Origin of the sequence: Polaribacter sp. Z014 (genome assembly GCF_023555435.1) — a bacterium.
Taxonomy (GTDB): domain Bacteria; phylum Bacteroidota; class Bacteroidia; order Flavobacteriales; family Flavobacteriaceae; genus Polaribacter.
In genome coordinates this window covers 111,138-137,143 of the sequence record NZ_JALCZP010000008.1, presented here as the reverse complement: position 1 = coordinate 137,143, position 26,006 = coordinate 111,138, and the positions used below count along the sequence as shown (strand labels likewise).

The 26,006-nt window shown below is 32.7% G+C and carries 16 protein-coding genes; 15 read left to right on the top strand and 1 reads right to left on the bottom strand.

What is annotated here, in order from left to right:
• Window positions 1–43: 43 nt before the first annotated feature.
• The 5 genes from MPF19_RS11370 to MPF19_RS11350 all read left to right on the top strand — a co-directional run bounded on the left by MPF19_RS11370 (window position 44) and on the right by MPF19_RS11350 (window position 7,271).
• Window positions 44–1,087: an SGBP N-terminal domain-containing protein gene (locus MPF19_RS11370; RefSeq protein WP_249988332.1), complete on the top strand. Its 1,044-nt coding sequence runs from the start codon at window positions 44–46 to the stop codon at window positions 1,085–1,087.
• Window positions 1,088–1,164: 77 nt separating this feature from the next.
• Window positions 1,165–1,806: a M48 family metalloprotease gene (locus MPF19_RS11365; RefSeq protein ID WP_249988331.1), complete on the top strand. Its 642-nt coding sequence runs from the start codon at window positions 1,165–1,167 to the stop codon at window positions 1,804–1,806.
• Between the two features lie 729 nt (window positions 1,807–2,535).
• Window positions 2,536–3,915: a family 43 glycosylhydrolase gene (locus tag MPF19_RS11360; protein WP_249988330.1), complete on the top strand. Its 1,380-nt coding sequence runs from the start codon at window positions 2,536–2,538 to the stop codon at window positions 3,913–3,915.
• Between the two features lie 103 nt (window positions 3,916–4,018).
• Window positions 4,019–5,389 carry an alpha/beta hydrolase gene (locus MPF19_RS11355; protein ID WP_249988329.1) on the top strand — a complete coding sequence of 457 codons (1,371 nt, stop codon included), beginning with the start codon at window positions 4,019–4,021 and terminating at the stop codon, window positions 5,387–5,389.
• Window positions 5,390–5,417: 28 nt separating this feature from the next.
• A complete protein-coding gene (locus MPF19_RS11350; RefSeq protein ID WP_249988328.1) occupies window positions 5,418–7,271 on the top strand; it encodes a hypothetical protein in 1,854 nt (617 codons plus the stop codon).
• 13 nt (window positions 7,272–7,284) lie between these two features.
• Here MPF19_RS11350 and MPF19_RS11345 read toward each other — a convergent pair whose 3' ends face one another.
• Window positions 7,285–8,841, bottom strand: a complete 1,557-nt coding sequence (locus MPF19_RS11345; RefSeq protein ID WP_249988327.1) for a tetratricopeptide repeat protein — start codon at window positions 8,839–8,841, stop codon at window positions 7,285–7,287.
• Between the two features lie 339 nt (window positions 8,842–9,180).
• Here MPF19_RS11345 and MPF19_RS11340 point away from each other — a divergent pair, with 339 nt between their 5' ends.
• From MPF19_RS11340 to MPF19_RS11295, 10 genes are all read left to right on the top strand, one after another.
• Entirely contained in the window at window positions 9,181–10,365 is a 1,185-nt protein-coding gene (locus MPF19_RS11340; protein ID WP_249988326.1) for a DUF6786 family protein, read from the top strand.
• Window positions 10,366–10,386: 21 nt separating this feature from the next.
• Complete coding sequence (locus MPF19_RS11335; protein ID WP_249988325.1) at window positions 10,387–11,850, top strand: sulfatase; 1,464 nt, start codon at window positions 10,387–10,389, stop codon at window positions 11,848–11,850.
• 107 nt (window positions 11,851–11,957) lie between these two features.
• Entirely contained in the window at window positions 11,958–14,576 is a 2,619-nt protein-coding gene (locus tag MPF19_RS11330; protein WP_249988324.1) for a beta-glucosidase, read from the top strand.
• Complete coding sequence (locus MPF19_RS11325; protein ID WP_249988323.1) at window positions 14,573–16,213, top strand: T9SS type A sorting domain-containing protein; 1,641 nt, start codon at window positions 14,573–14,575, stop codon at window positions 16,211–16,213. Before MPF19_RS11330 ends, MPF19_RS11325 begins: the two co-directional genes overlap by 4 nt.
• Before the next feature lie 11 nt (window positions 16,214–16,224).
• Window positions 16,225–17,616: a right-handed parallel beta-helix repeat-containing protein gene (locus tag MPF19_RS11320; protein WP_249988322.1), complete on the top strand. Its 1,392-nt coding sequence runs from the start codon at window positions 16,225–16,227 to the stop codon at window positions 17,614–17,616.
• Between the two features lie 153 nt (window positions 17,617–17,769).
• Entirely contained in the window at window positions 17,770–19,002 is a 1,233-nt protein-coding gene (locus MPF19_RS11315) for a family 43 glycosylhydrolase (protein ID WP_249988321.1), read from the top strand.
• A 25-nt stretch (window positions 19,003–19,027) separates the two neighbouring features.
• Entirely contained in the window at window positions 19,028–20,008 is a 981-nt protein-coding gene (locus MPF19_RS11310; RefSeq protein WP_249988320.1) for a family 43 glycosylhydrolase, read from the top strand.
• Between the two features lie 43 nt (window positions 20,009–20,051).
• The gene (locus MPF19_RS11305) at window positions 20,052–21,350 is read left to right on the top strand and encodes a glycoside hydrolase family 117 protein (protein WP_249988319.1); all 1,299 of its coding nucleotides are present in this window, start codon (window positions 20,052–20,054) and stop codon (window positions 21,348–21,350) included.
• A gap of 193 nt (window positions 21,351–21,543) precedes the next feature.
• The gene (locus MPF19_RS11300; RefSeq protein WP_249988318.1) at window positions 21,544–23,337 is read left to right on the top strand and encodes an arylsulfatase; all 1,794 of its coding nucleotides are present in this window, start codon (window positions 21,544–21,546) and stop codon (window positions 23,335–23,337) included.
• 11 nt (window positions 23,338–23,348) lie between these two features.
• Complete coding sequence (locus tag MPF19_RS11295) at window positions 23,349–25,997, top strand: VPS10 domain-containing protein (protein WP_249988317.1); 2,649 nt, start codon at window positions 23,349–23,351, stop codon at window positions 25,995–25,997.
• Window positions 25,998–26,006: the final 9 nt, after the last annotated feature.

The following is a 26,006-nucleotide window of genomic DNA, read 5'->3' as shown; positions in this document are numbered from 1 at the left end:
TTTTAATAATAAGATAAAAATAACCCAATTAAATATTTAAATTATGAAGAAAATTTTTTCGATCCTTACTGTTTTTTTAACCTTAGCTGTAACTACTGTTTCATGCTCAAGTAACGATGATGCTCCAATAGAATCATCTTTGGCAACTATTACCGATTTTTCAATTGCTATTGATGGTGTAAATGCCGATGATATTGTTTACGACTTAGGAACTGATATTATTGTTACTGTTCCTTTTGGAACAAGTTTAACAGCAGTTACTCCTACAATTACAGTTTCAGAAAATGCAACTGTTTCTCCAGTTTCTGGTGCAGCAATTACTTTTGTAGATGGTGAAGCTAAAACCTTTACGGTAACTGCAGAAGATGAAGTTACTACTAAAAACTATACTGTAACTATAAATGTTCGTGGTGAAATTGGTAGTGGATCTCAATTAGAAACGACTGTTTTTGCTGATGATTATGGTTTTTTTGCTATAAGTACAACAACTACTTATGAGTATGATGATACTTTTGGATTTGTAAATAAAATTTCTGTAGATGAAGGATTTGGAGCTACTGTTTTTACTTTAGTTTACGATGATAAAAACCAAGTTATTGAAAAAACAACTGAAAATACAAGTACCGTTTATACTTATGAAAATAATCAAATAGTAAAAGCAGAGTACAAAGAAGAAGATGTATTGGTATATACTTACAATTATACTTATAATACTTTAGGTTATTTAGTAACTGAAGAAAGAACAAATCATGAAGGAGCAGAAGCTTTAGTAGATGATTTAACTACTTTTGAATATGACGCTAGTGGAAATGTTATAAAAACCAATAGAGGTACTGCTCAAACAAATCCATCTGAAGCAACTTATGATACTAAAAACAATCCTTTTAAAGGAATTTACCCTGCAGCATATGCAGCTATTAATGTTGGTTTTGATGCTGTAAACACCAATAACCCTCTTACTCGTGATGCTGCAGATGCTAATGTTTCTTATGTTTATAATACAGATGATTATCCTTTAGAATCTTCTTATACGAATAGTGATTTTGGCTTAACAGTAAATAAAACATTTACATACTACGCTAATTAAGAATAATTAAACCTTTTTAAAATTACACAAACACTCTTATTTATAAGAGTGTTTGTATTTATATAACTTATTTAAAAATGAATAAAACCTTTTTAGTCCTATTTTCTTTTTTGATGTTTGCTTGTAATACCAACTCTTCAAACGAGGAAGTATTTCCTCCTATTAAAGAAGTTACATTAACCAAAGAAGAAAGCATTATTAAAATGTATAATGAGTCTGTCTTACCATTATTTAAAAACTACACAGATGTTAATATACCTACGGAGTTTAAGATTGAAGAAGATGACTTAAGCATAAATGCGGGAGCATCTTTTGGCTATGTAGAAGTAAGCCAAGGTTTGATAAACATAACAAAAAAACATATTCAACTATTTGCTTTATCACATGAAGTGGCACATATAGTAACCATTCCACAAGCAAGATTATTTGGTTTAGAAGGTAGCATACCAAAAGGGAGTATCACAAACGATTATAAAAAAGCAGAATATTTAGCAGATTTAATTGCAATTCATTTAATTAAATCAAAACTGAATAAAGAGTTTAGTTTATTAAGTACAGACTTTCCTTTTTTACAAAACTTGTTAGGAGGTAGTACTTTTACCCATCCTTCTGGGAGTGACAGAATTAATGCGATACAAACGTATTTAGAAAATAGTATTTCATCTAATAATGATGAAGCTTTTAAAAACAATTTCCTTAGAATATGGAAAATGGAGTAGTTTTTATATGAGTAACTAATACATAAAAAAGTAGTTTGGATTTTACATTTTATCTTCTATAATTAAGCCAAATAAAATCTGTTAACTAATATTTTTAAGTTAGAATATATCTGAATTCTACCATATATAGATTTATCATAAAACCATTTTTTTAATTCAATTATTATAAGGGCTAATTTATTTTTGTTTAATTATAAAGTAAGTAATAAAAACTTATTAATTAAGGTTGAATTGTATTTTACTTCTTCATCTTACTTGTAAAATTATAACAACTATGTTGCAAAGTGCAACATAAAGAGAAACATTATCTACTTTTAATAGCGTATGAACGTGTAATAGATTTTTTTTAATGGTCTAAATTATACGTTTGTTTCTTTAGAAATTGGAGGGCTATCTTAAAGTGAAATTAGCATCATCTCAATTAATAAACTTAAAAGAGTATAAATAGAAACGTTATGTTCTTATCAAGTGGTAGAGGCATAAAATTTTTCTAGGAATTTTAGAGATGCGACTCAATCTAATGATACAAGTGCAACTCATAATTATATGGCTATAAGTTGTATTATTTCTATAAATAGAGTTAAACATCTCCTATGGTAAAGGAGGTGTTTAACTTTTGTATTGCTCTTGATTTATAATTATGGGTTATTTGTTTTGTGATTTTATCTATACGTTCTGTAGTAATTTTTGGTAATTGATTAATTTTATACTTTATTAAATCTTATAAAAATGAAAAATCAGTTAATAATTATAAGTCTGTCTATGCTCTTTTTAAGTGCATGTGCTTCCAAAGAAAAATCATCAGAAAATAAAATTCCAGGTTATAATAGTAAAGCTGTTTCAGTAAACTCAATAGCACCAGATAGAGGACTTGCAGATCCTCATGTACTTATTGTAAATGATACTTTATATGCAATGTGTGGGCATGATCGTGATTGGAATATTGTAGATTTTTGTCATATGGATCGATGGGAGCTTTGGTCTACTGCCAATCTTACGGACTGGAAGCATGAATTGAAAATTTTACCAACACAGACTTATATAGGTGATGAAGATAATTGTTGGGCAGGAGATTTAGCTACTAAAGATGGTAAATATTACTGGTATTTTTCTAACCGTAATTTTAATACAGGTGTAATGGTTGCTCCATCTATAAAAGGACCTTGGAAAGATGCTTTAGGAAAACCTCTTTTAGACAAAGGTATTGCTAAAACGAAACCATACGATCCGGAAATTTATGAAGAAAATGGAGTTTACCACATTATTTTTGGTGTAAGTCAGTATTACATGGCTACTCTGGGAGATGATATGATTTCTTTAGCAGACAAACCACAAAAAATTATTGTACAGAATGAAGACGGTACTAGAAGGCCAACAGGAGACAAACCAGCAACCTTTAAACGAGGTGATTGGTATTATTTATTTTGGGGAAACAGATATTCTATGTCAAAAAACTTAAAAGGACCTTATATTTATAAAGGTGAGTTTATTGATGGAGGTCATGGAAGTGTATTTGAATGGAAAGGACAATGGTATAGTATTCAAGAAAATCATGAAACTAATGCTTTTTATCGGGGCGTACAGATGAGACCGTTGTATTTTAACGAAGACAATACCGTTTATATTCCTAAAAATAATTTTGAATATCCATTGCCTGGTCGTATTTATGACTTTAAACATTCTACACAAGGTTGGAGAAGTGAAAAGGGAACAAGTTTGATAAGAAATGAAGAATCGGCTTATATTTATGGTAAATCAGAAGTAGCTGGAGCCATTGTTGCATCGACTCCATTTATTCATACTCCAATTTATTTATGCAAACAAGTAAAGATTGTTGTTAAAAATGTAAGTGGTTCAAGTTCTATTAAACTAGCATTAAATGGCTATGATGATCCAACTCGTTTTACTAGAGTTGCACCTCAGAAAGTAGATTGGAATAAAGAAGAATGGGTTGAGGTTCCTCTTAAAAAAACTGACGAATGGCAAGAGGTTACCATTCCGTTAACACAATTTAAAACAGGTAAAAAATATCTTCACCAATTGGCATTACAACCCACACCAAACCTAGTAAATGCAGATTGGGTACTTAAAAGTGTCATTGTTGAATAAATATAGGAATTGTAATAAAAAGGCAGCATATTTTAATTTATTCATCATGATGTTGATGGAAATGTGGTGAATAAAAAAAATATTAAAAGTGAAAAATAGTCTTATGAAAATAACAAAAGCAATAATCTTAGTGTTTTTCTTGGTGATTTCAATTCAAATGAATTCGCAGGTAAAATACAAAGAAGTAATAGGTAAATTATCTATAAGAGAAACAACATATATGATTCGTGTTCCAGAAAATTGGAATGGAACATTGCTAAATGATTTAGACTATTTTAATAAAGCCAATAGTGATACTAGTATGGAATTGCTAAATAAAGGCTATGCAATGTCTGGTACAAAAAGACGTAAGGACAGGTCTAGAAATTATGATCCTGCTCATGAGGCACACGATTTTATTTCCATTTTTGATGTTTTTGAAAGCAAATTTGGTAAGCCTAAAAGAATAATTCAGTTAGGTTGTTCTGGTGGTGGAACCGTTACTTTAAGTATGGCAGAAGTACATTCTAGTAGAATAGATGGTGCAATTGCGGCTTGTGCAGCTACAAGTCAATGGATGTCTAATACACACTTAGATGCGTTGTTTGTTTTAAAATCTTTGTTAGCTCCAGAATTACAAATTGTAGATTTTGGAAATTTATCCAAAGAAGAATTAATAAAATTACAAGGTGATTGGGAAACTGTTCTAAAAAAGGCTCAAGAAACTGAAGTAGGAAGAGCTCGTATTGCCTTAGCAATTACAATTGGGCAATGGCCCGCTTGGGGAGGTAGAGGAAAAGCACCTGTTTTACAACCAGATTCTAAAGATGTAAAAACGCTACAAGAAAGCATGTTTCATAGTCTTATTGCTTTAATTCCTTCTCAAAGAACAAAAGGTACTTCTATGCTTGAAATTTCTGGTAGAGGACAATTAAAATCGAATGTGGGCTTAGATTATAAAGATTTGTTTGAGAATGGAAATAAAGATTACAAAGCAGCCGTTAAAAAATTGTATAAAGAAGCTACTGCAAGTTTGAAATCAGATCTTAAAAAGATTAATGATTTTAAAAGAATTGCACCAGATAATGTTGCATTAAAATATTGGAGTGCTCCAGGAAGAACACATGTTGGGCAGCCAAAAGTTCCGTTATTAAGAATTCATACTATTGGAGACGGTTTGGTGTATCCTGCGCTTGCACAAGGTTATGAAGCTTTGGTAAAGCAAAATGGTTATGGAGATTTATTTCGAACGGCTTATGTAAACAGTTGGGGACATTGTTCTTTTAGCAAAGCAGAATGGATTGCCGCTATAGAAACCATGATGCAACGTTTAGATACTGGTAAATGGCCAAACACAAAGCCAGAAGCTATGAATCAGTTAGCAAAAAAAATAGACGCTACTTCAGAGCATCGTTTTATTGAGTTTGAAGGTGTGGAAAAATATAACAGAATTTGGATACCAACTATTTCAGATTATAAAGGAGGAAATAGATAATTGATTAATTATTTAAGACAAAATAAAAATGGCAATACATAAAAAAATATACTGTGCAGCAGTCTTTTGTGCCGTTTTAGGAATTTCTTCTTTAAAAGCACAAGTTGTAGTAGAAATAGATCATAAAACGCAACGTTTTATTGGCAATGAAACTGAATTTAAACGCGAAAAGTATCTAAACATTCATGGGTATATTAAAGCCAATGATCCTGAGCTGATAAAATTTAGAAATGATTTTAATTTAAGTCCTACTTACAGAGGAGCACGTTTGTTAGATTCTCCGATAAAGAAACCTAAAAATGGCGTGTTTCCTATCATCAAAAAAAAATATAGTGGAGTTAGAGAGGTTGAAAATCGCATTACATCAACTGCTCCTAAAGATTTTTTTTATGATAAAAAAGTGGATTATTCTCAAGTAGATATGACATCTTATATGGATGAATTAACCCGTTTTGTGGCTGATTATTATCGTTATCAAGAACCGAATGTGCCAAAATATATTGAGCCGTTAAATGAGCCAATGGTACATGCAGTAGATTTTTATCCAGAAGGAAAACAAAAGAAAAAAAAATATATCAGTAGTAAAGTGGATGCAATAAATACACGTGTAATGGAATTACACAAAGAGTTAGGGAAAAAAATTCATGCTACACCAGAATTAGCAAATATGAAAATTATGGGTTATGGTGGTGCGTTTCCTGAGTTTGAAGCTAAAAATTTTGGAGTATGGAATAAGCGTTATAAAAAATTTATAGATATCGCTGGTACAGAGGTAGATGTGTTTTCTGTGCATTTATATGATGGTTCTGGCATCAACAATAAAACAGGTCGCAGATCTGGATCTAATGTAGAGGCTATTTTAGATATCATAGAAAATTATAGTTTTATTAAGTTGCACAAAGTAAAACCTATTGCAATTTCAGAGTATGGACGTTTGGTGCCAAATCAACCCGATTTTGGTAAAAAGAAAGGTGTTGTAAATTACAATCCTATTACAAATTCGCAAGCATTATTATCGCAAAACAACATGGTGATGAGCTTTATTGAAAGAGGAGACGGAATCGAGTTTACCATTCCTTTTACAATGAATAAACAACCAGCAACTTCTATGTATTCTAAGTCTTCTTTGTGGCATAAAGGACTTGATAAGTCTAGTGATTGGGAATATACGCCAAGAGTAAATTTCTTTAAATTATGGAAAGATGTAGCAGGAGATCGTGTTTGTATCAATAGTTCTGAAATAGATATGCAAAGTCAAGCTTTTGTAAACGGAAAGCAATTGCATGTAGTACTAAATAATATAAAAGATGGACCTCAAACCGTAAAGTTGAATTTTGTTGAAGGACAAAAAATTAAAAATGTAGAAATTAAACGTTTATCTGTTTATAAAGATAAAGAAGCTGTTTTTGAGGATACAAAACAAAAGGAAGCGCCAAAATCTGTAAAACTGAATCAAGGTGAAACGGTAATTATTACGTATAATTTTAAATCAGCCGTAGATTTTAATAAGAAAGCTGTTAGTAAAAAATATTATTCAGACAGTTATTTACAGCCAATTTTGGCTAACAAGTCTGCTGTTTTTAAAATAAAAGACGTTTCATTAGGGGAAGGTAAAGTTATACTTCGTTTGGGGGTTTCTAGAGATCATTCTAAAACATTGTCGCCTACAATAGCTATTAACGGAAAAAGCATCACAATAAAAGGTGATGTTATTAGAGGCTATGATCAAAAAACAAGAAAACAATTTTTTGGTGTTTTAGAAATTCCAATAGAAATGGATGTTTTAAAAGAAGGAACAAATTCTATTGATGTTCAGTTTTCTGATAAAGGTGGTTTTGTTACAACAGCTATTTTACAAGTACAAAAAATAGAAACTAAATAAGGTGCTTACAGACTTATATAGAACCTATATAGGTCTGTAAACTTTCACTTTTATTCAAACCAATTTTCTTTCGAATTCTGTATCTTGATGTATGAACGCTTTGCACGGAGATGTTTAATACTTTAGACATTTCGTGACTGTTAAAATTCAATTTAATCAACGCACAATGTTTTAGTTCAGTAGCAGACAAATCTGGATGTATTTTACATAAGCTCTCGTAAAAATTCACATTTACTTCAGTAAATCGTTTGTTAAATTCTTCCCACGATTTATCTGAACCTTTGGCGTATTTATGTTCTAGGGATTTAAACGAGGCTAAATCAGATTTCTTTACAATTTGCAATAAGTCGTGTAAAGCTTCTTCTTTTTCAATCATTTGTAGCGCGTGCGCCGTTAACTCCTTGCTTTTAATTCTTAATACAGCTTTGTTTTTTTCTTTATCTAACGAACTAATTAATGAAAGTTTTTTAATTCTATTTCTTTGATAATAAAACAAGTACAAGGCTATTACGCCAATTATTACAAAACCAAATATGATTAAGATTCTAAATACTTTTTTGTCATTTTCTACAATAACAGCTTTTTGAAGGTCAATTAACTTATTACTTTCAGTAATTTCTGTTAGGTATTTATTTTTAATCTCAAACAGACGCTGATTTTGTCTACTGTTAGTTCCAAATAACTTCTCATAGCTAATTTTTGAAGCTTTCATGTGATTTACAGCAGCCAGCAAGTCTCCTTTAATCGTATATATTTCTGCTATTTTCTGAAGTAAATCAGGTTTTAATTCTAAATGTAAAACCTTTTTTTCAAGTATATTAAGACTTTCTTGGTAATAATGAAGCGCATCATTGTATTTGTATTGTTCTTTTTTAAGATCTCCAATAAATGATAAGTTGGTCACTAAATAAGTGGCTTCTATTTCTTCTAGGTGATGTTTTGCTTCGAACAATAACTTTTCTGCTTCACCCAAATTCCCTAGTTGTAAATTGCAATAACCTCTGTCTGTCATTACATAAGGTAGTATTTTTGATTTTTTATGAACAGAAACACAGGAATCTAAATACACCAAAGCCTTTTTATACTCTTTTCTAGCGCGCCAAAAACCAGCGATATTAAAATAGCAGGATGCTACTTCGTTTTTTTTAATTTCTTTGGCAAGCAATAACTGTTTTCCTAAACTTAAAGCTTTCTCTAAATTCTCTAAAGCCAATTCATCTTTATTGTAAAGATCATAGAGAATACCTAAACCTCTGTAGATTAATAATAACTGAGGTTGCATTTTCTTTTCTTCAGCAATAACTAAGGCTTCCCATAACTTATCAAAAGCCATATCGTAATTTCCACGAAACCGATCAAAATTGCTTAGTTTTATTCTAAAAGATATCATGGAAAGTGTATCCTTATTTTTTACCGCTAAGTTATAGGAATCGCTAAATTCTTTATAACTTTTACTGTCCGAATAAATCTCAGAGTAACTAGATTTTTTATCAGAAATATCTAACTCATATTTTAATATTGAATCATTCTTTTGTCCATAGTTTTTATTTAAAAAAACAAATGAAAACAAAATAAATAAGGCTAATGTGTTTATGGATTTTAGTCGCATACTCAAATATAAGAAATCTAGTAGACTTTATTTTTTGAATAGGAAATTAAAAATAGTATAAGACCATAAGTCTTTAGTATACAGTAGATTTATTGCCTTAAATTTATTTTGTCTAGTTTTTGACTAGTAATAATTTAGGGCTGAATAGTTTTTGTTATTGAAAAAAATGAAAAGTAGTATTAAAAATAGTGATTTTTACATAAAACAAACTTGAACTTTTGTTTGGAAGAAAGATTCAATAATGAATACTATAATTCTTTCTAAATTAGTGCTAATAAAATCAATTAATAATTATTCATAATGACAAAATTTTTAAAAGTAAGTACATTTCTTTCTATCTGCTTTTTGATGATGGTCAGTTGTACAAAATCACCTGTTAAGGGATCGTTTGGTTTTGACTTAAACTTTCTAAAAACCTATCAAAAAACAGTAACATTAACAGAGAATAATGGGAAAAGTCAGTTGGTTGTGTTGCCCGATTATCAAGGAAGGGTAATGACAAGTACTGCAAACGGTCTTGAAGGAATTAGTTACGGATGGACAAATTACGATTTAATTGCTTCGGGTAAGTTTGAAAAACACATTAATGTTTTTGGAGGAGAAGATCGTTTTTGGATTGGTCCAGAAGGAGGTCAATATTCAATTTTCTTTAAAAAAGGAACTTCTTATAGCTTTGAAGATTGGTTTACGCCAAAGGAAATTGATACAGAGGCTTTTTCGTTAGAAAGTCAATCTGATACTTCTGTAGCGTTATCAAAAAAGATGAATTTGGTAAACGCACAAGGAACTATTTTTAATATTGAAGTAAAACGTACGGTATCAATATTTAATAAAAGCGAGATTGAAAAAGATTTAGGAATTGAATTAAGTGAAAATCTTAATTTTGTAGGGTATCAATCTTATAATGAGATTTTTAATAAAGGGACTAAAGCGTGGTCAAAAGAAACAGGATTACTTTCTATTTGGATTTTAGGAATGTTTATGCCTTCAGAAAACACAACGGTAATTCTTCCTTATAAAGATTCTTTAGCGTTAAATACGTCGTATTTTGGAACAATTCCTCCAGGAAGATTAACAACAACAGACAAACATGTAATGTTTAAAGGAAATGGTACAGCAAGGTTTAAATTAGGAATACCACCACGTAATGTTACGCCTTATATTGGTAGTTTTGATGCTGATAAACAAACGCTAACTATTGTAAAATATAGTTTTAAAGGAGATACAACTTATGTGAATTCTGTTTGGAGAGATCAAGAAAATCCTTATGGTGGAGATGTTATTAACTCTTATAACGACGGGCCTTTAGAAAACGGTGATCAATTAGGTCCTTTCTATGAATTAGAAACTTCATCAAGCACAAAAGAATTACAACCAAATGAAGCAATAAAACACATTCATAAAACCTATCACTTTGAAGGTGACTTTGAAACACTTAATAATATTTCTAAAAAATTATTGAAAAAAGATTTGAACGAGCTTTAAAATAAAAATAAATTATAAAAAATGAAAAAACTGATTTTAATTTTCACCCTTTTTACCAGCTTATTAAGTGTAGGCCAAAAAACTAATTTTAAGAGTAACCAAGATCAAAAACCAAACATTGTATTTATACTTATTGATGATTTTGGCTGGATGGATGTTGGGTATAACGGAAGCACTTTTTACGAAACACCGAATATTGATGCACTTTCAAAAGATTGGATGCGTTTTGATAATTGTTACACGCCAAGCCCAATGTGTTCTCCTACCAGAACAAGTATTTTAACAGGAAAAAACCCAGCAAGACATGGTATTACACAATGGTTGCCAGGATTGAATAGAGCCTTTACAAAAAAAGGAGAAAAAGCAACTGTTTTTAGTCCAAAACCAAAAGTACAAGGGATTCAAGAGAGTGAAATAACGATAGGAGAAGCATTTCAGGAGGCAGGTTATGAAACTTCATTTATGGGAAAATGGCATATAGGTAGTTTTAAGGAAACAGGCGGACCTAAAAACCATGGTTTCGATTCTGAAACAGCGGTAATTGAGTCTAATAAGTGTACGATGTTTTATCCGTTTTGGGATAATCCACAGTTTTTTCCAAATGCTAAAGAAGGAGATAATTTTACAGATTTGTTAACCGATGCAGCAATTGATTTTGTTTCTGAAAAAAGAGATACACCTTTCTATCTTCATTTATCGCATTTTGCGATGCATGCACCCATTGAAACATCTTATGAATTGCGTACAAAATTTCAGAAAAAAGCAAACAACCTTCCTGAAAATGGTGCATTTTGGAATGATTACGAATTCACACATAAAAAAATAAAAGCAAGACAAGATGACGCTGAATATGCAGGTGAATTATATACGTTAGATAAAAACATCGGGAAGTTGGTAGCTGCTTTAAAAAAAGAAGGATTGTATGAAAATACTATAATTGTATTTACGGGTGATAATGGCGGACGTTCTAGTTTTATGGGCGGACATCCAACGTCTAACGAACCTTTAAAAGGTGGGAAGACCTATGTTTTTGAAGGTGGAATGAGAACGCCTCTTTTAATTCATTGGCCAGGACATTCTAAAGCTGGAATGCAAACAAATGTACCTGTTACAAGCATGGATTTTTATCCAACTTTGTTGGAAATGGCAGGATTACCGCAAAAACCAAAACAACATGTAGATGGTAAAAGTTTTGTGCCTTTATTTAACGGTGGAAAATTTGAACACAAGGCTATGTATTGGCATTTTCCACATTATCAAGGTGAAGGAAGTTATCCTGCAAGTGCTATTCGTGTTGGGGATTATAAATTGATTAATCATTATCATCATAACAAAAAGCAATTATTTGATGTGATTAAAGATCCTTATGAAAAAACAGATTTAGCAGATAAATATCCTAAAAAAGTTGCTAAAATGTATAAAAAATTGATGAGCTACTTGAAAAAAACAGGAGCTCAAATTCCACAACCAATAGCTGAAAAATAATCAGATGAAAACACAGGTTTATACGAAGAAGAGCATGTGATTTATGATGAAGGTGTTCAATTTATGCTTATTGAATTAATTAAAAAGCATTAATTAAAAAATATTAAATGAAACAAAAAATTCAACTCTTAGTAACTGCACTTATAATATGCACTTCAGCTTTTTCGCAAGAAGTAGGTTTTTTGTTCAAGGATAAAAGTAAAAATGTAGAGGAGCGTGTTACAGATTTAATGCAACGCATGACACTAGAAGAAAAAATAGATTTTACTAGTGGAATGCGTCTTAAAGGGCATGGTCCGGGACAATATGATGGAACCAAGATAAATAATCGTTTAGGTATTCCTGCTTTTAAAATTTATCATGGACCGACTGGAGTTAACGCCGTTCGATATATTAAAAAGGCCGGTACCTATTATTCTACACCTATTAATATGGCGTGTACATGGAATCCAGAACTTGTTGAAGAAACGCTTAATTCTATGAGTAAGGAATTGAATGCAGCTGGAGGACAATCTAATGCAGGACCAGGTATGAATATCATTAGAGACTTGCGTTGCGGAAGAAGTTTTGAATATTTCACGGAAGATCCTTTTCTAAATGGACAAATTGCAAAGGCCTATGTTAAAGGATTGCAATCTGAGGGTAATATTGCTATTTTAAAACACTTTATTTGTAACAATCAAGAACGTGAACGTAATTATATTGATGTAAAAGTTGGGGAGCGAGCACTTCGTGAGATATATCTCCCAGGCTTTAAAACGGCTGTAAAAGAAGGAGGAGCTTTAGGCATTATGACTGGGTATAATTATGTAAATGGTTATAAATCTTCAGAAAATAAACACCTTATTAATGATATTCTAAAAAAAGAGTGGGGCTTCAAAGGTGTTGTTATGACCGATTGGTCTGGCTCAGGGAAATCTCTTAAAAGAATGATTGATGCAGGTCTGGATCTAGAGATGCCTCGTCCCGAAAAATATATAGTTGCCGATGTGTTAAAAGCAATTAAGGATGGTGAAATTTCAGAAGAACAGATAAATGAACAAGTTCGTAGAATACTTCGTGTGATGTTTATATCAGGTGTTTTTGATAAAACTCCAGAATATCAGTTAGATTTAATTGCTACAGATGAAAATATTGAATTGGCTCGTAGAGTAGCCGAAGAAAGTATGGTTTTATTGAAAAACAAGGATGATTTGTTGCCAATTAACCGAAATGAGGTGAAAAATATTGCTGTTATTGGTCCTAATGGTGAATACGGCAACCATTTTAGAGAAGGTCAAAAAAGCTATCATTTATTGCAAGGAGGAGGAAGTGCACATGTGGAAGCTCCTTACAAAAAAACAAGTACGCCATTTGCAGGTGTAAAAAATAAAGCAGGTAGTAACATCAATGTTTCTTATGAACCTGGTTGCTTGGCAGAACACGGTTTTTCTATTATTAAAAGTGACTTTTTTAAGACAAAGAATAATAAACCAGGTTTAAACGCCGAATATTTTGGGAATAACAATCTCGAAGGTAAAGCAACGAATAAAATAGACCCCGAGATATCTTTCATTTGGCATAAAATACCTGATATTATCGAACAGGGAAATAAATACCAGAGTGGTTCAAAAAAAGGATTTTCGGTAAGGTGGAAAGGAAAAATTATAGCACCTAAAAGTCGGAATTATAGCTTTGAAGTGAAAGCCTTTGGAAAGGCTAAAGTATTTATTGATGGCGTTGAAATCATAAATAAATATAGAGACAGTGGAAACTGGGACAGATACGCTGTTGGCAACACTTATTTAGAAGCTGGAGCGCATAACATCCGTGTTGAATTCCGTAAGTTTAGTCCAAGCAATCAATGTATCTTACTTTGGGATTATGATAACGATGAGTATTTGAAAAGAGCAATTGAACTGGCTAAAAAATCAGACGTAGTTATTATGCCTGTAGGAACTTCGGGTAAACTCGAATCAGAGTCTAAAGATAGAAATGAAAAATTAAATCAGACCGAAAGTTTATCCCTTTCAAGAGCACAAGAAAATCTAATTCGCGAAGTTGCAAAAGTGAATAAGAATGTAGTGGTCGTAACATACACCTCAGGTGTTGTGTGTGAACAGTGGAAAGATGAGGTAAAGGCGATTATTTATGCCGGATTCCCTGGTCAAGAAGCAGGTAATGCCTTGGGTAATATTATTTTTGGTGATGTAAATCCTTCCGGAAAACTTACTGTTTCTATTCCCAAATCAATTTCTCAATACCCAGATGATTTTTATTCGTATGATGATAAAATTACCTATAATGAAGGAATTTATGTAGGATACAGATATTTTGACAAGCACAGACTATCACCTTCATTTTCATTTGGACATGGATTAAGTTACACTCAATTTGAATATAACAACCTTAAAGTTTCTCAATTAGCAAGAGTTGGAGAAGTAAAAATAAAAGTTGCAATAACTAATACAGGAAAAGTTAAAGGAAAAGAAGTTGTCCAACTTTATATAAATGATCCTGTTTGTTCTGTTGATAGACCACAGAAAGAATTAAAAGGTTTTAACAAGGTTGAATTAGAATCTGGAGAAACAAAAGAGCTCGAATTTTTGTTAGATAAAGATGATTTTTCATTCTTTAGTGAAAAAGAAAATAGTTGGGTATTTGAACCGGGAGCATTTAATGTATTAATAGGTTCTTCATCAAAAGACATTAGGAAAACAGAACGTTTTATAATAAATAAATTATGATGAAAGCAATTCTATGTATATTTCTGGTTATTACGATTAACCTTAATGTTCATGCTATAGACAGAATAGCAGATCCTAATAATACGCCACAAATTATTGAATGGTGTAAAGACGGCATCACTACAAAAATCTCGTTTCCTGAAGGAACTTATCTGTTTTCTACACCTATTAGTTTAGAGAATAATAACATGGTTTTTGAAGGAGCAGGAGAAAATAAAACCATTCTAAAACTTAACGCCAAAAAGAATTCGCTTGTTGATGCTAAAGGAAGTAACGGTTTTTTTACCAAACTAACTTTTGATGGCGGCATGAATCAAAAAACTTGGGGGAACGCTATTTTCCGATTCAATAAAAGTAAAAACCACAGGTTTGAGGAGGTACATTTTACCAATTCAGTATATAGAGCAATTTGTGCATTTGGGGGTTACGCTACCGATGGTATGGTGGTAAAAAGATGCGAGTTTAGTAATATCGACGATGGAGTAATCCAAATTTTTAACCGTAATACGGCTTCTCGTAATGGAGAGGTAATCGTTAAGGTAGATAAGGTTGTTATCGATAGCTGTATATTCAGATCTGGATATATCAATGCAATTATTTCAGATAATGGTAACGATCGCAGAAATAGTGGTGATGGAACGGGAACTCGTTATACAGAAAGTACCAGTTTAAGCGGAACTGAGATTACAAATAACCTTTTCGAAAAAACAATGCAATTCCATATAGGGATGGTGCAAACTTCCGATGTAATTATTCGGAACAATACATTTATGGGCATTGCTGATAATATAGGAGGTGGAGGCCAGGCGCTGCATTTTGAGCAATTTTTGCGAAATTTCGAGATATACGATAATACGTTTCATATGTCAAATACCGTGGATCAGACTTACCAATACATCTATTTTCATGGTACTGAAGGGCATAAACGTGTAACCCAAGAAAGACCAAGTGATACCTACGCCACATGGACCTATAAATATAACGGAAGTAACGAACGACGCGCAAGTACAACTTGTACCAGCATAGGTCACATTGATCCAGATTGTAAACGTCAGGTTCATATGTATGGTCCGCGCAATATTTATATTGCGGGTAACACTTTTAATGCTTCCACAAAAATTTCTAGGTTTATCATTTTTACGGAAGGAGAAAATATACAAATCGGTACAAAAAAGGATGGAACTCTTGCCTTAAACCAATTTATGGGTGGAGATGACAATACTTTGAAAATTACATTCACAGGGAAAGATGAAGGTTGTGGAGATGTGTTAATTCGTGCCAACCAAGGGATCCTTGAATCGAATATAGATATTGGCGATGTGTCATACGATCTACCGGCCGTTAGACTCACAAAACCCATAGTTGTTGAAGGCACATTGGGGCTGCCAAATTCGCTCATAGTAAATGAACCATTATTTTACCCAAATCCTGCATCTAAATTTATAAAACTAAACAAGATTTATCATCTTAAAACTGCAAATATTGTAACCCTTTCTGGACAGGTTGTTAAACAGTTTTTACAACAGGAAATTAATCAACAAGAACTTGATTTAAGTATTATAATTCCAGGCGTTTACATTATAAAAATGCAAACGTTTGAGGGAGAAATGGTTGTAGATAAATTAATTATTAAATAAATTTTAAACAGATGAAATATAATATAATAAAAATAATAGCACTAGTGCTTATTGGACTTTCCAGTTCCGTTATACTTGAGGCTCAGGAAAGAGTAGCCAATCCTAAAAATACTGACGATATTTTAAAATGGGTGAAAGACGGAAAAACAACAAAAATTATCTTTCCCGCTGGAACGTATAAATTTTCAGATCCTATTACTTTAAAAAACGATAACTTAATCCTAGAAGGGAGTGGTATTGGTAAAACTGTACTTAAATTAACTGCTAAGAGAGGTGTGTTTATTGATGCGTTAGGTGATGCTGCCTTTATATCAAACTTAACCATTGATGGCGGAGATAATCAAAAAAGTTTTGGGAGTTGTATCTTCAAATTTAACAAAAGTAAAGCACATCATTTTGAAGACGTAGAATTTATTAATTCTATTTGGAATGCGATAGCTGCCGAACGCGCATATGCAACTGATGGCTTGGTTTTAAAGAATTGTGTTTTTTCTAATATCGATTATTATCCAGTTCAAATTTTTAATAGGAATACTAATTTAAGAGGCGGAGAACTAATTATAAGCGTGGAAAAAGTAATGATAGATGGCTGTGTTTTTAAAGAAGGCTACGAAAGTGCTATAAATAGCGATAACGGAAATGACAGAGAAGATAGTGGAGACGGAACAGGCAGAAGATATACCGAGAGCACGAGTTTAAACGGAACCATTATTCAGAATTGCATTTTTGAAAAAAGTAGGAAGTTTAACATAGGCATGGTACAAACAGCCGATGTTATTATTAGGAACAACCAATTTATGGGAATCGTAGATAATGCAGGTGGTGGATGTCAGGCAATTCATTTGGAGCAGTGTACACATAATATGGAAATCTATGATAATACATTCCAAATGCCCAACACCGTAAGCAAAAACTATTTATACATACGCATTAGCGGTACTGAAGGACATAAGCGCGCAACGCAGCAACGCCCAAGCGATACCTATAAAAGCTGGACCTATTATGTGCACGGAAGTAACGAGCGTAGAGCAAGTATTGCATGTGCAACGGAAGGAAATATCAATAAAGATTGCAAGCGAGATGTACATGCTTATGGTCCTCGTAATATTTATATTGCTGGTAATACTTTTAATGCATCCGAAAAAGTTTCGCAATACCTCTCAATTGGAGAGGGAGAAAATATAAGAATTGGAATCAAAAAGGATGGTACAGTTGCTTTAAACCAATTTCTTGGAGGAACTACTACATCAAAAAAAATAAGTTTCGGTGGGCATGATGAAGGTTGCGGTGATGTGCTCATTAAAGCTGGACAAAACATTACGAAAAAGAATATAGATATTAAAAAGGTACATTTTGACTTGCCTCCGATTAGAATAAAGAAACCAATAATAATAGAAGAATAAATTGATTTTACTGAAATGAAGATAGCCTATTTTTTATTAACGAGCATGCTACTCTTAAGTAGTTGTGGTTCATCAACAAAAGAACAAAAGAATGCCAATTATGGTATTGACCCCAATGCCATAAAGGTAGACGTGATAGCTCCCGAACATGGTATGGCCGATCCACATGCATGGGTTGAAAATGATAGAGTATATGTGATTTGTGGTCATGATGAATCATGGGATGGTAAAGGCTCTTTTCGTATGGATCGTTGGGAAGTATGGTCTTCTGATGATTTAGTAAACTGGAAACATCACAGAAATATTTCCCCAAAGGATACATATATTGGAGATAGCCCCAATTGTTGGGCAGGTGATGTTTGTGAAAGAGACGGAAAGTATTATTGGTTTTTCTCGAACCGAAACATCAATACAGGCGTAATGGTTGCCGATAAAATTACGGGAGAATACAAAGATTTATTAGGGAAACCATTACTTCCAAAAAATATAATTCCCGGGCATCCGTACGATCCCGGAATATTTATTGAAAATAATGTGTACACCATTTGTTTTGGTGCCGGAACCTATTATATGGCAACTTTGGCTAAGGATATGAAATCGCTATCAACCAAGCCTAAAAAAATAATCGTTCAGGATGAAAATGGAAAAAGCCTAAAAGTGGAAGATAAACCTACGCTTTTTAAACGAAACGGTTGGTATTATTTAGTCTATGGAAGCAGGTATTCAATGTCCAAAAATTTATATGGCCCTTATACATTTAAAGGTGCGTTTTTAGATGGTGGACATACCAGTTTTTTCGAATGGAAAGACCAATTATACGTGTTACAGGAAAATCATGACATCAGTGCATTTTACCGCGGTGCAAGTTTAAAACCCGTGTTTTTCAATAAAGATGAAACCATCATTATTCCCGAAGATGATAGTATGTATCCCGCACCCGGAAGACCTTTTGAATTTAAAAATTCTACGATGGGGTGGAAAGCTCTAGAAGGTACTTCACTTTCATTTAAGAATGGTAAGATACAAGGTGAAATTTCAGATAAGAATGCACTTATAGAAAGTGCTCCGTGGCTTTATACCGATACGGGAGAGTGTACTCATTTCACTATTTCAATTAAAAATAAGAGCAATGCTAAGCAATTGAAACTGGCCTTGTATACACGAGATCTTGAGAAAGGTTTTTGGAAGAAGACCGATCCAATTAAATGGGAGCAACAAGAATGGGTAAGTATTCCAATTAGCTCCAACGATAGAGAGTTTAAAGAATATACCATTCAATTATCTCAATTTAAAGAGGTAAAGGAAAAGCTAATGCAAATTGCTATGCAACCTGTTTCTGATACGAATATTGGAGCTTGGGAAATTGAAGAAATTCGTGTTAAATAAATGAACATCAAAAATTAGATCTATTATGAAAACTAAATTAACATTGCTTATAGCTGTATCAATATTTTTGGTTCAATGTAAAAGTAAAACATCAAAAACAGTATTAATTCCGAAACAAGCAAATAAGTTTGTTGAGGTGTATCAACCAGATGGCGATGTGTTTTTTGGTCCAAATACAAAAGTACTTAAAGAAGGAACGTTTTACGAAAGATGGATTCCTAATGATCATACTTTTGTGAAAGCAGAAGATGGTAAATGGCATATTTTTGGAATTACGCATCCTTATACAGATCCTAAATTGGGTAATATTCACCAAGGTGAATTTGCTTCTTTTCATGCAATATCTTCTGTAACTAATTTTAAAGAAACCTTGGCTGTAGATCATTATTCTGATTTACCTAAAATACTAACTCCAAAAGAGCGTCCGGGAGAAATTAGTGCAAATCACGCTCCGTATATTGTTAAAAAAGACAATTTGTATTATATGGTGTATGGGCATAGTCCAATGCGTTTGGCAACTTCACCAGATTTAAATAATTGGACACCAAAAGGAACCTTGTTCGAAGAGGAAGAAGGAGCAAGAGATCCAAATTTAATTTTGCATGATGGAACTTATTATATGACGTATTGTTCAGAAAAATGCGTGAGAATGAGAACTTCAAAAGACTTACTAAATTGGTCTGAAGCAAAAATAATTTTAGTTACAAATGAATTTGATCCAGAATCTCCATCGGTAATTTTTCATAATGATTCTTTTTATCTTTTTGTATGTGCCTGGGAAAAGGGTTCTTGGGATCGCATAGAATTACTGGGAGCATACACACACAAAGCGCATGTATTTGCTTCGGATGATTTAATGGATTTTGGAACAGATCAAGAAAAACAAATTACAATATTAAATGCCCATGCTCCAGAAATTTTTCAAGGAGAAGATAAGCAATGGTATATTTCGAGTGTGATGTATCCTGGTTATGGGGTAAGTGTAGATAAACTTTTTTGGGAATAATAGACACATCAACAGAAATAATTAAACTTTAAAATTTATAAGTATGAACAAAATATTTTATGCGCTTATAGGCATTAGCTTTATGCTAACAGCATGTGGGAAAGACACTTCTAAAAAGACGGAGCAAACTAAAGAAGCAACAACTTTTTTTCCGTTTGATTTACCAGAAGAGAAACCAAATATGCCGTTAAGTGCAGCAATGAACAGAAATTACGATGCGTATATGGGCGTAAGACCAGAAACAAATGAGTTGTTTACGCAATTTAAATATACAAAACTAAAGGGATTTGATTATAATAATGGAGATGGAACTATTTCTCGTCGAGATCCTTCTAAAGTTATTTTTGAAAACGGAAAATACTATATTTGGTATACACATAGAGAAACTCCAACAGCTCCTGTAGGCATACCAAGAGTTGAAGAATCTAATGATACAATTCCTTCTGCAGATTGGGATTTATCGGATATTTTTTATGCAACTTCAAAAGATGGTTTTACTTGGGAAGAACAAGGCGTTGCAGTGCCAAGACCTGCAAAACCTAATATTGGGCATCGCTCTGTAACAACCACCGATATTTTAAAATTTAAAGGGAAGTATTACTTGTATTATCAAGCTTTTTCTGAAGCACCAGGTAAAAGTGGTGGAGATAATTGTCCGGTGGCGGTTTCTTCTTCAGATTCTCCAAACGGACCTTGGACGCCTCATCATAAAGATGTAATTCCGAATGGACCTGCAGGAGCTTGGGATCAGTTTTCAATTCATGATCCATATCCAATTGTACACAATGGTAAAATTTATTTGTATTATAAATCCGACTTCGGAAAAAATAAGAAAGAAGGAAAAGGAAATGTAAGAATGCATGGTTTGGCAATTGCAGAAAATCCACTTGGACCTTTTAAAAAGCATGAATTAAATCCGATTATGAATTCTGGACACGAAACAACTTTATTTCCTTTTAAAGAAGGAGTTGCTGCTTTTGCAATTAGAGACGGAAATGAAAGTAATACGATTCAGTATGCAAAAGATTGGGTGAATTTTGAGGTTGCTGCTTCTGTAAATTTAATGCCAGATGCTGGTGGCCCGTTTGTAAAAGATGCATTTACCGATACAAAATATGGACAAGGAATTACTTGGGGAATTTCTCACTTTGCAAGACCTCATGGAGATTGGAAAAGAAACCATGTAGTGTTAGTCCGTTTTGATTGTGATTTAAGTTTAGAAGTTAATGATCCCGCTATGAAAAAACATCATAATACACCAAAATTTGAGTATTTATTGAGTCATGGTTTAAATGGAAAACAAAGAGAGCGTATTTCAGCAGAAACAAAATCATTAAAATAGTTAAGACTCAGTTATGTAGGGTTTTATTGTGTTTTTTTGATGTAAATGTAAAGTTATAGTCTAGTGTTGTTATAAACAGCACTAGGCTTTTTTATGCAGAAAAAACTATATAGTGTAAAGAATAAACTATTTGTTGTCTAGTTCATCAATAGTAATAATTAATTTTAGCACTAGAAGTTTAACTAATTAAATGATGATGAAATTCTCTTTTAACTATTTTTATCTATTGGTGTGTTGCTTACTCATTTCAAACACTATTTGGGCAGGTAAGATAAACCAAAATCCGCCCAATGTAATCCTTATTCTAACAGACGATTTAGGCATTGGAGATTTAGGTTGCGAAGGAAATCCGTGGTTAAAAACACCAAATATTGATGCTTTTTACGATGAATCTGTGAGAATGACAGATTTTCATACAAGTCCGCTTTGTACCCCAACAAGAGCCGCAATTATTACAGGGAAATATCCTATTAATAATGGTGCATGGGCAACTTTTAAAGGACGAGACGCTTTAACTCAAAATACCAAAACCATGGCAGATGTTTTTAAACAAAATGGTTATAAAACGGCGATGTTTGGTAAATGGCATTTGGGTGATAATTACCCAACAAGACCAACAGATATGGGGTTTGAAACAGCAACGCATCACTTAGCAGGTGGCGTTGGAGAATTGTCTGATTATTGGGGAAATAGTTATTTTGACGATGTGTATTATGTAAACAACAAACCCAAGCAATTTGAAGGATATTGTACAGATGTTTGGTTTGAAGAATCAACAAAATTTATCAAAAAAAATAAAGAAAAACCATTCTTTTTGTATCTACCAACAAATGCGCCTCATGATCCTTTAATTGTTGCAGAAAAATATGCAGCACCTTATAAAAAATTAGAAGGAAAAGATATTATTAGCGCCAATTTATATGGTATGATTGCCAATATTGATGAGAATTTCGGGAAGTTTCATCAATTTTTAGAAAATGAAAAGCTGTTAGAAAACACCATTCTTATTTTTATGAGTGATAACGGAACCAGATTTGGATATTCTAAAGATGGCAAGTTAGGTTATAACAAAGGTTATAGAGGAATAAAAGGAAGTAAGCAAGAAGGAGGGCATAGAGTTCCGTTTTTTATTCGTTGGCCTAATGGAAATGTGCAAGGAGGAAAAGACATTAATAGTTTGGCAGAACATGTAGATTTAATTCCGACGTTGGCGGGTTTGTGTAATTTAAAAATCCCGAAAGGAATGAATTTAGACGGACAAGATTTTTCGCCTTTGCTAACTGGAGAAAAAAATAAATTAAAATCGAAAGTTGGTTTTATTCATCATAGGCAAGATTGGAGGCAACCAAAAGATGTGGATCAAACGTGTATTATGAAAAATCAATGGAGATTGATTAATGGTAACGAACTTTATGATATAGAAAAAGACCCAAAACAACGTACTAATCTTGCTGATAAATATCCTAAAATAGTATCAGAATTATTAAAAAAGAATGCTAAGTTTTTAGAGCGTGTAAAAGAAAATCGTGAGTATTATGAACTGCCTTTTAGTGTTGTTGGTAATGAAGCTCAAAAAGAAATTAAATTAACTATTCAGCATGCTATTGGAGAGGATTCAGGAATTTGGAAACCAGAACAAGTTGCTGCAGGAATGAAGAATACCAATAATAAGCATGCTTTAAAAGTAGAAAAAGCAGGCTTGTATCAAATATCTTGCAGACGATGGCCAAAAGAATGTCCAGGGCCAATTTTAGGAATTCCAACGGAAAATCCAAAGAATTTATTCAAGTATGAAACGATATCGCCTGAAAAAGTTAGGATTAGTATTGCAAATCAAATGCTTGAAAAAGACATAAAAGAGGATGAAGCTGAGGTTTTGTTTACTGTGAAGCTTGAAAAGGGAAAAACAATTTTAGAAAACGATTTTATAGAAGGAAAAAGTAAGTATGGTGTGTATTATACTTATGTAAAATATTTAGGAGAATAATAATTAAGTAAATGAAAAAATTAATTCTTTTAGTTTCAGTTTTGATTTTCGCTTGTAAAAGTGAATCAGATTCTCAGTTTTTCGATAAAATTAAAAATACAAAAATAGCATCCGATCAAAATGTAGAATGGAAAAACTTTGGACCAGGAATGTCTGGTTATAATGAAGCATTTTGGAGTCATCCTACCGACCCAAACGTTATGTTTTTGGGACCTGATATGCACGTTGCATACGGAACTTGGGACAACGGTAAATCTTGGCAATCCATTAAAGATCCTGATGGTTTAGGACTTGAAATGAAACGAGTTTTAGATATCGAGTTTTCAATGCAAAATCCAGATTTTGGAATGGCGTTAGATTGGAATGGTTGGGTGTATGAAACTGCAGACAGAGGTCGTTCTTGGCAAAAAACGAAGGAATTAGGTAAAAGTTATAAAGAAGTTGGTATTGATCCTAACGATTTAAATTCTTTTAAAAAAGGATGGTATTATGAACAAGAAGGAACACGTCACAGTGAATTGGCAGTAGACCCAACCAATGAAAATATTTGGTATGTAGGCGCTGGCGATTTTTGGAATGTAAAAAATAATGTAAGAACGAGAGCTAATCCATATGGAACTACTTTTAAATACGCTTCTTATGGTTATATATACAAATCTACCGATAAAGGAAAATCTTGGAAAAAGATTTCTAAAGGGCTACCTAAAAATACCGATGTTGGGAGAATTATAGTAGATCCAAATAACAATAACACTGTTGTTATGGCTGCTAACATGGGCTTGTTTCATAGTTTTGATGGTGGTTTGTCTTGGAATATAATAGCAAAAGGCTTACCTAATAATATTCCAAGAGATTTAACTTCATATTATAATAAGGACACCAAAGAGTTTGTGTTGTACTTGGTAGAACAAACAATGTACGAACCTAAAGGAAAAAGTATTTCAACAAAAGGAGGTGTTTATAAAAGTATTGATACCGGTAAAAACTGGACAAGTATTACCGGTGATTTAGGTGTTGATTTTAATGAAATAAATGACCAATCGCATAGAAATAACTATTACAAAGCCTTGAGTATTTTTTTAGAAGAAGATTCAAAAAAGTTATATCCAATTATTCCTAAAAATACGTATTCAGCGTTTAATAAAATAGTGGTAAACCCAACAAATAAAGATGAAATTTATTTAGTAGCAAATCAACGTCACGATAGAAGTTTTGGTCCAGGTGATGCTTGGAAAACTGAAAACGGTGGTAAAACTTGGGTTATTTGTGCACGTTCTGGTGAATACTGGTTGAATAAGAAGGATGAAAATTATTGGAAAGAAAAAGGAAATCCTATTGGAGCAAATGTTGAATTTTCTCATGTAAGTCGTTCTTATGAAGAAATGAGTGAAACTCGATTTGGAAACAGAGTGTTAGGAATCAATTCGATAGGAGATGTTTTTATTGAAGTTGGTCAACAAACACAACGATCTACAGATGGTGGTGCAACTTGGAAGCAAATAGATGATTTTGAAACATCAAAGGGTAGTGGAAAATGGATTGGTCGTGGAGATAGTAATTTACCGGGAAGATTTATGTTGCATGAAACAGGGATTAAAGAAAGAAGATTGCTTTGCAGTGGAGAACACGGTTTATGGCAAACTACAGATTTAGACGGTTGGCCAGATAAACAAGCTGTTGCTGTTGAGCAAATTGAAGGTCAGAATAACGATCACGGTGGAAAACACGGAGCACATTCAATTTCTACGGTGGCTGTGCATCCTAAAGATCCAAATACTATTTACATTTTAGCATGGCGTCAAGAACATAGAGGTAAATTACGTAAAACAACTGATGGAGGTAAAACGTGGAAAAATATAAGTACCATTTTTGAAGCTGCTAATGCAGAATATCGAAATTTAGCGCCACAAAATTCATTACTTATAGATCCTGTGAATCCAGATAATATGTATTTCTGTTCAACGACTGTTAAAATAGCAGAGATTAGTGGTTCTCCTGCGGAAAAATTAACAAAAGGAGGTTATGGATTCTATCGTTCTTCTGATGGCGGGTACACTTGGGAACTGAGTAACAATGGTTTTCATAAAGATGCAAGTGTAAGAAGAATTGTTATGGATTTAGATAATCCAGAAACGTTGTATGCAGCTTTAAATGACGATAATGGAGGTTTGTATAAATCTACAAATAAAGGAAGTGATTGGGAAAGAGTCACAATTCCTTCAGTAATAAAATCGGTTAATAGTGTTTTTATAGACCGAAATACAAAAGACATTTTAATTAGTACAGGAAGACGAACCGGAACTTATGAAGAAGGTGGTGTTTGGAGAAGTAAAAATGAAGGCAAATCTTGGAAACGGATTTTCAAAGCACCCTATGTTTGGCAGGCAGAAACGTCGCCAGTTAATTCAAAATTAATAGTGATTAGTGTTCCTGGGCAAATTGTAAGTAAGGCGCATGAGTTTATGAATCCAGGGATTTATCTCTCTAAAGATGATGGAGAAAACTGGACGAAAATAAATAAAGGTTTAGGAAACCAAGATAAAATGACGGACATAAAACCAGATCCATATAACGAAAATGTTATTTGGAGTGCAGCTTGGGGTTCTGGTTGGTATGTTGCCTATTTAAATGGATCAACGGATGGTTGGTTAAAAGAATAAAATAATGAA

Bases quoted from the DNA above. Each gene is read 5' to 3' on its own strand.
- MPF19_RS11365 (WP_249988331.1), top strand. From the start codon at position 1,165: ATGAATAAAACCTTTTTAGTCCTATTTTCTTTTTTGATGTTTGCTTGT.
- MPF19_RS11330 (WP_249988324.1), top strand. From the start codon at position 11,958: ATGAAACAAAAAATTCAACTCTTAGTAACTGCACTTATAATATGCACT.
- MPF19_RS11310 (WP_249988320.1), top strand. From the start codon at position 19,028: ATGAAAACTAAATTAACATTGCTTATAGCTGTATCAATATTTTTGGTT.
- MPF19_RS11355 (WP_249988329.1), top strand. From the start codon at position 4,019: ATGAAAATAACAAAAGCAATAATCTTAGTGTTTTTCTTGGTGATTTCA.
- MPF19_RS11325 (WP_249988323.1), top strand. From the start codon at position 14,573: ATGATGAAAGCAATTCTATGTATATTTCTGGTTATTACGATTAACCTT.
- MPF19_RS11300 (WP_249988318.1), top strand. From the start codon at position 21,544: ATGATGAAATTCTCTTTTAACTATTTTTATCTATTGGTGTGTTGCTTA.
- MPF19_RS11295 (WP_249988317.1), top strand. From the start codon at position 23,349: ATGAAAAAATTAATTCTTTTAGTTTCAGTTTTGATTTTCGCTTGTAAA.
- MPF19_RS11340 (WP_249988326.1), top strand. From the start codon at position 9,181: ATGACAAAATTTTTAAAAGTAAGTACATTTCTTTCTATCTGCTTTTTG.
- MPF19_RS11320 (WP_249988322.1), top strand. From the start codon at position 16,225: ATGAAATATAATATAATAAAAATAATAGCACTAGTGCTTATTGGACTT.
- MPF19_RS11315 (WP_249988321.1), top strand. From the start codon at position 17,770: ATGGCCGATCCACATGCATGGGTTGAAAATGATAGAGTATATGTGATT.
- MPF19_RS11360 (WP_249988330.1), top strand. From the start codon at position 2,536: ATGAAAAATCAGTTAATAATTATAAGTCTGTCTATGCTCTTTTTAAGT.
- MPF19_RS11370 (WP_249988332.1), top strand. From the start codon at position 44: ATGAAGAAAATTTTTTCGATCCTTACTGTTTTTTTAACCTTAGCTGTA.
- MPF19_RS11335 (WP_249988325.1), top strand. From the start codon at position 10,387: ATGAAAAAACTGATTTTAATTTTCACCCTTTTTACCAGCTTATTAAGT.
- MPF19_RS11305 (WP_249988319.1), top strand. From the start codon at position 20,052: ATGAACAAAATATTTTATGCGCTTATAGGCATTAGCTTTATGCTAACA.
- MPF19_RS11350 (WP_249988328.1), top strand. From the start codon at position 5,418: ATGGCAATACATAAAAAAATATACTGTGCAGCAGTCTTTTGTGCCGTT.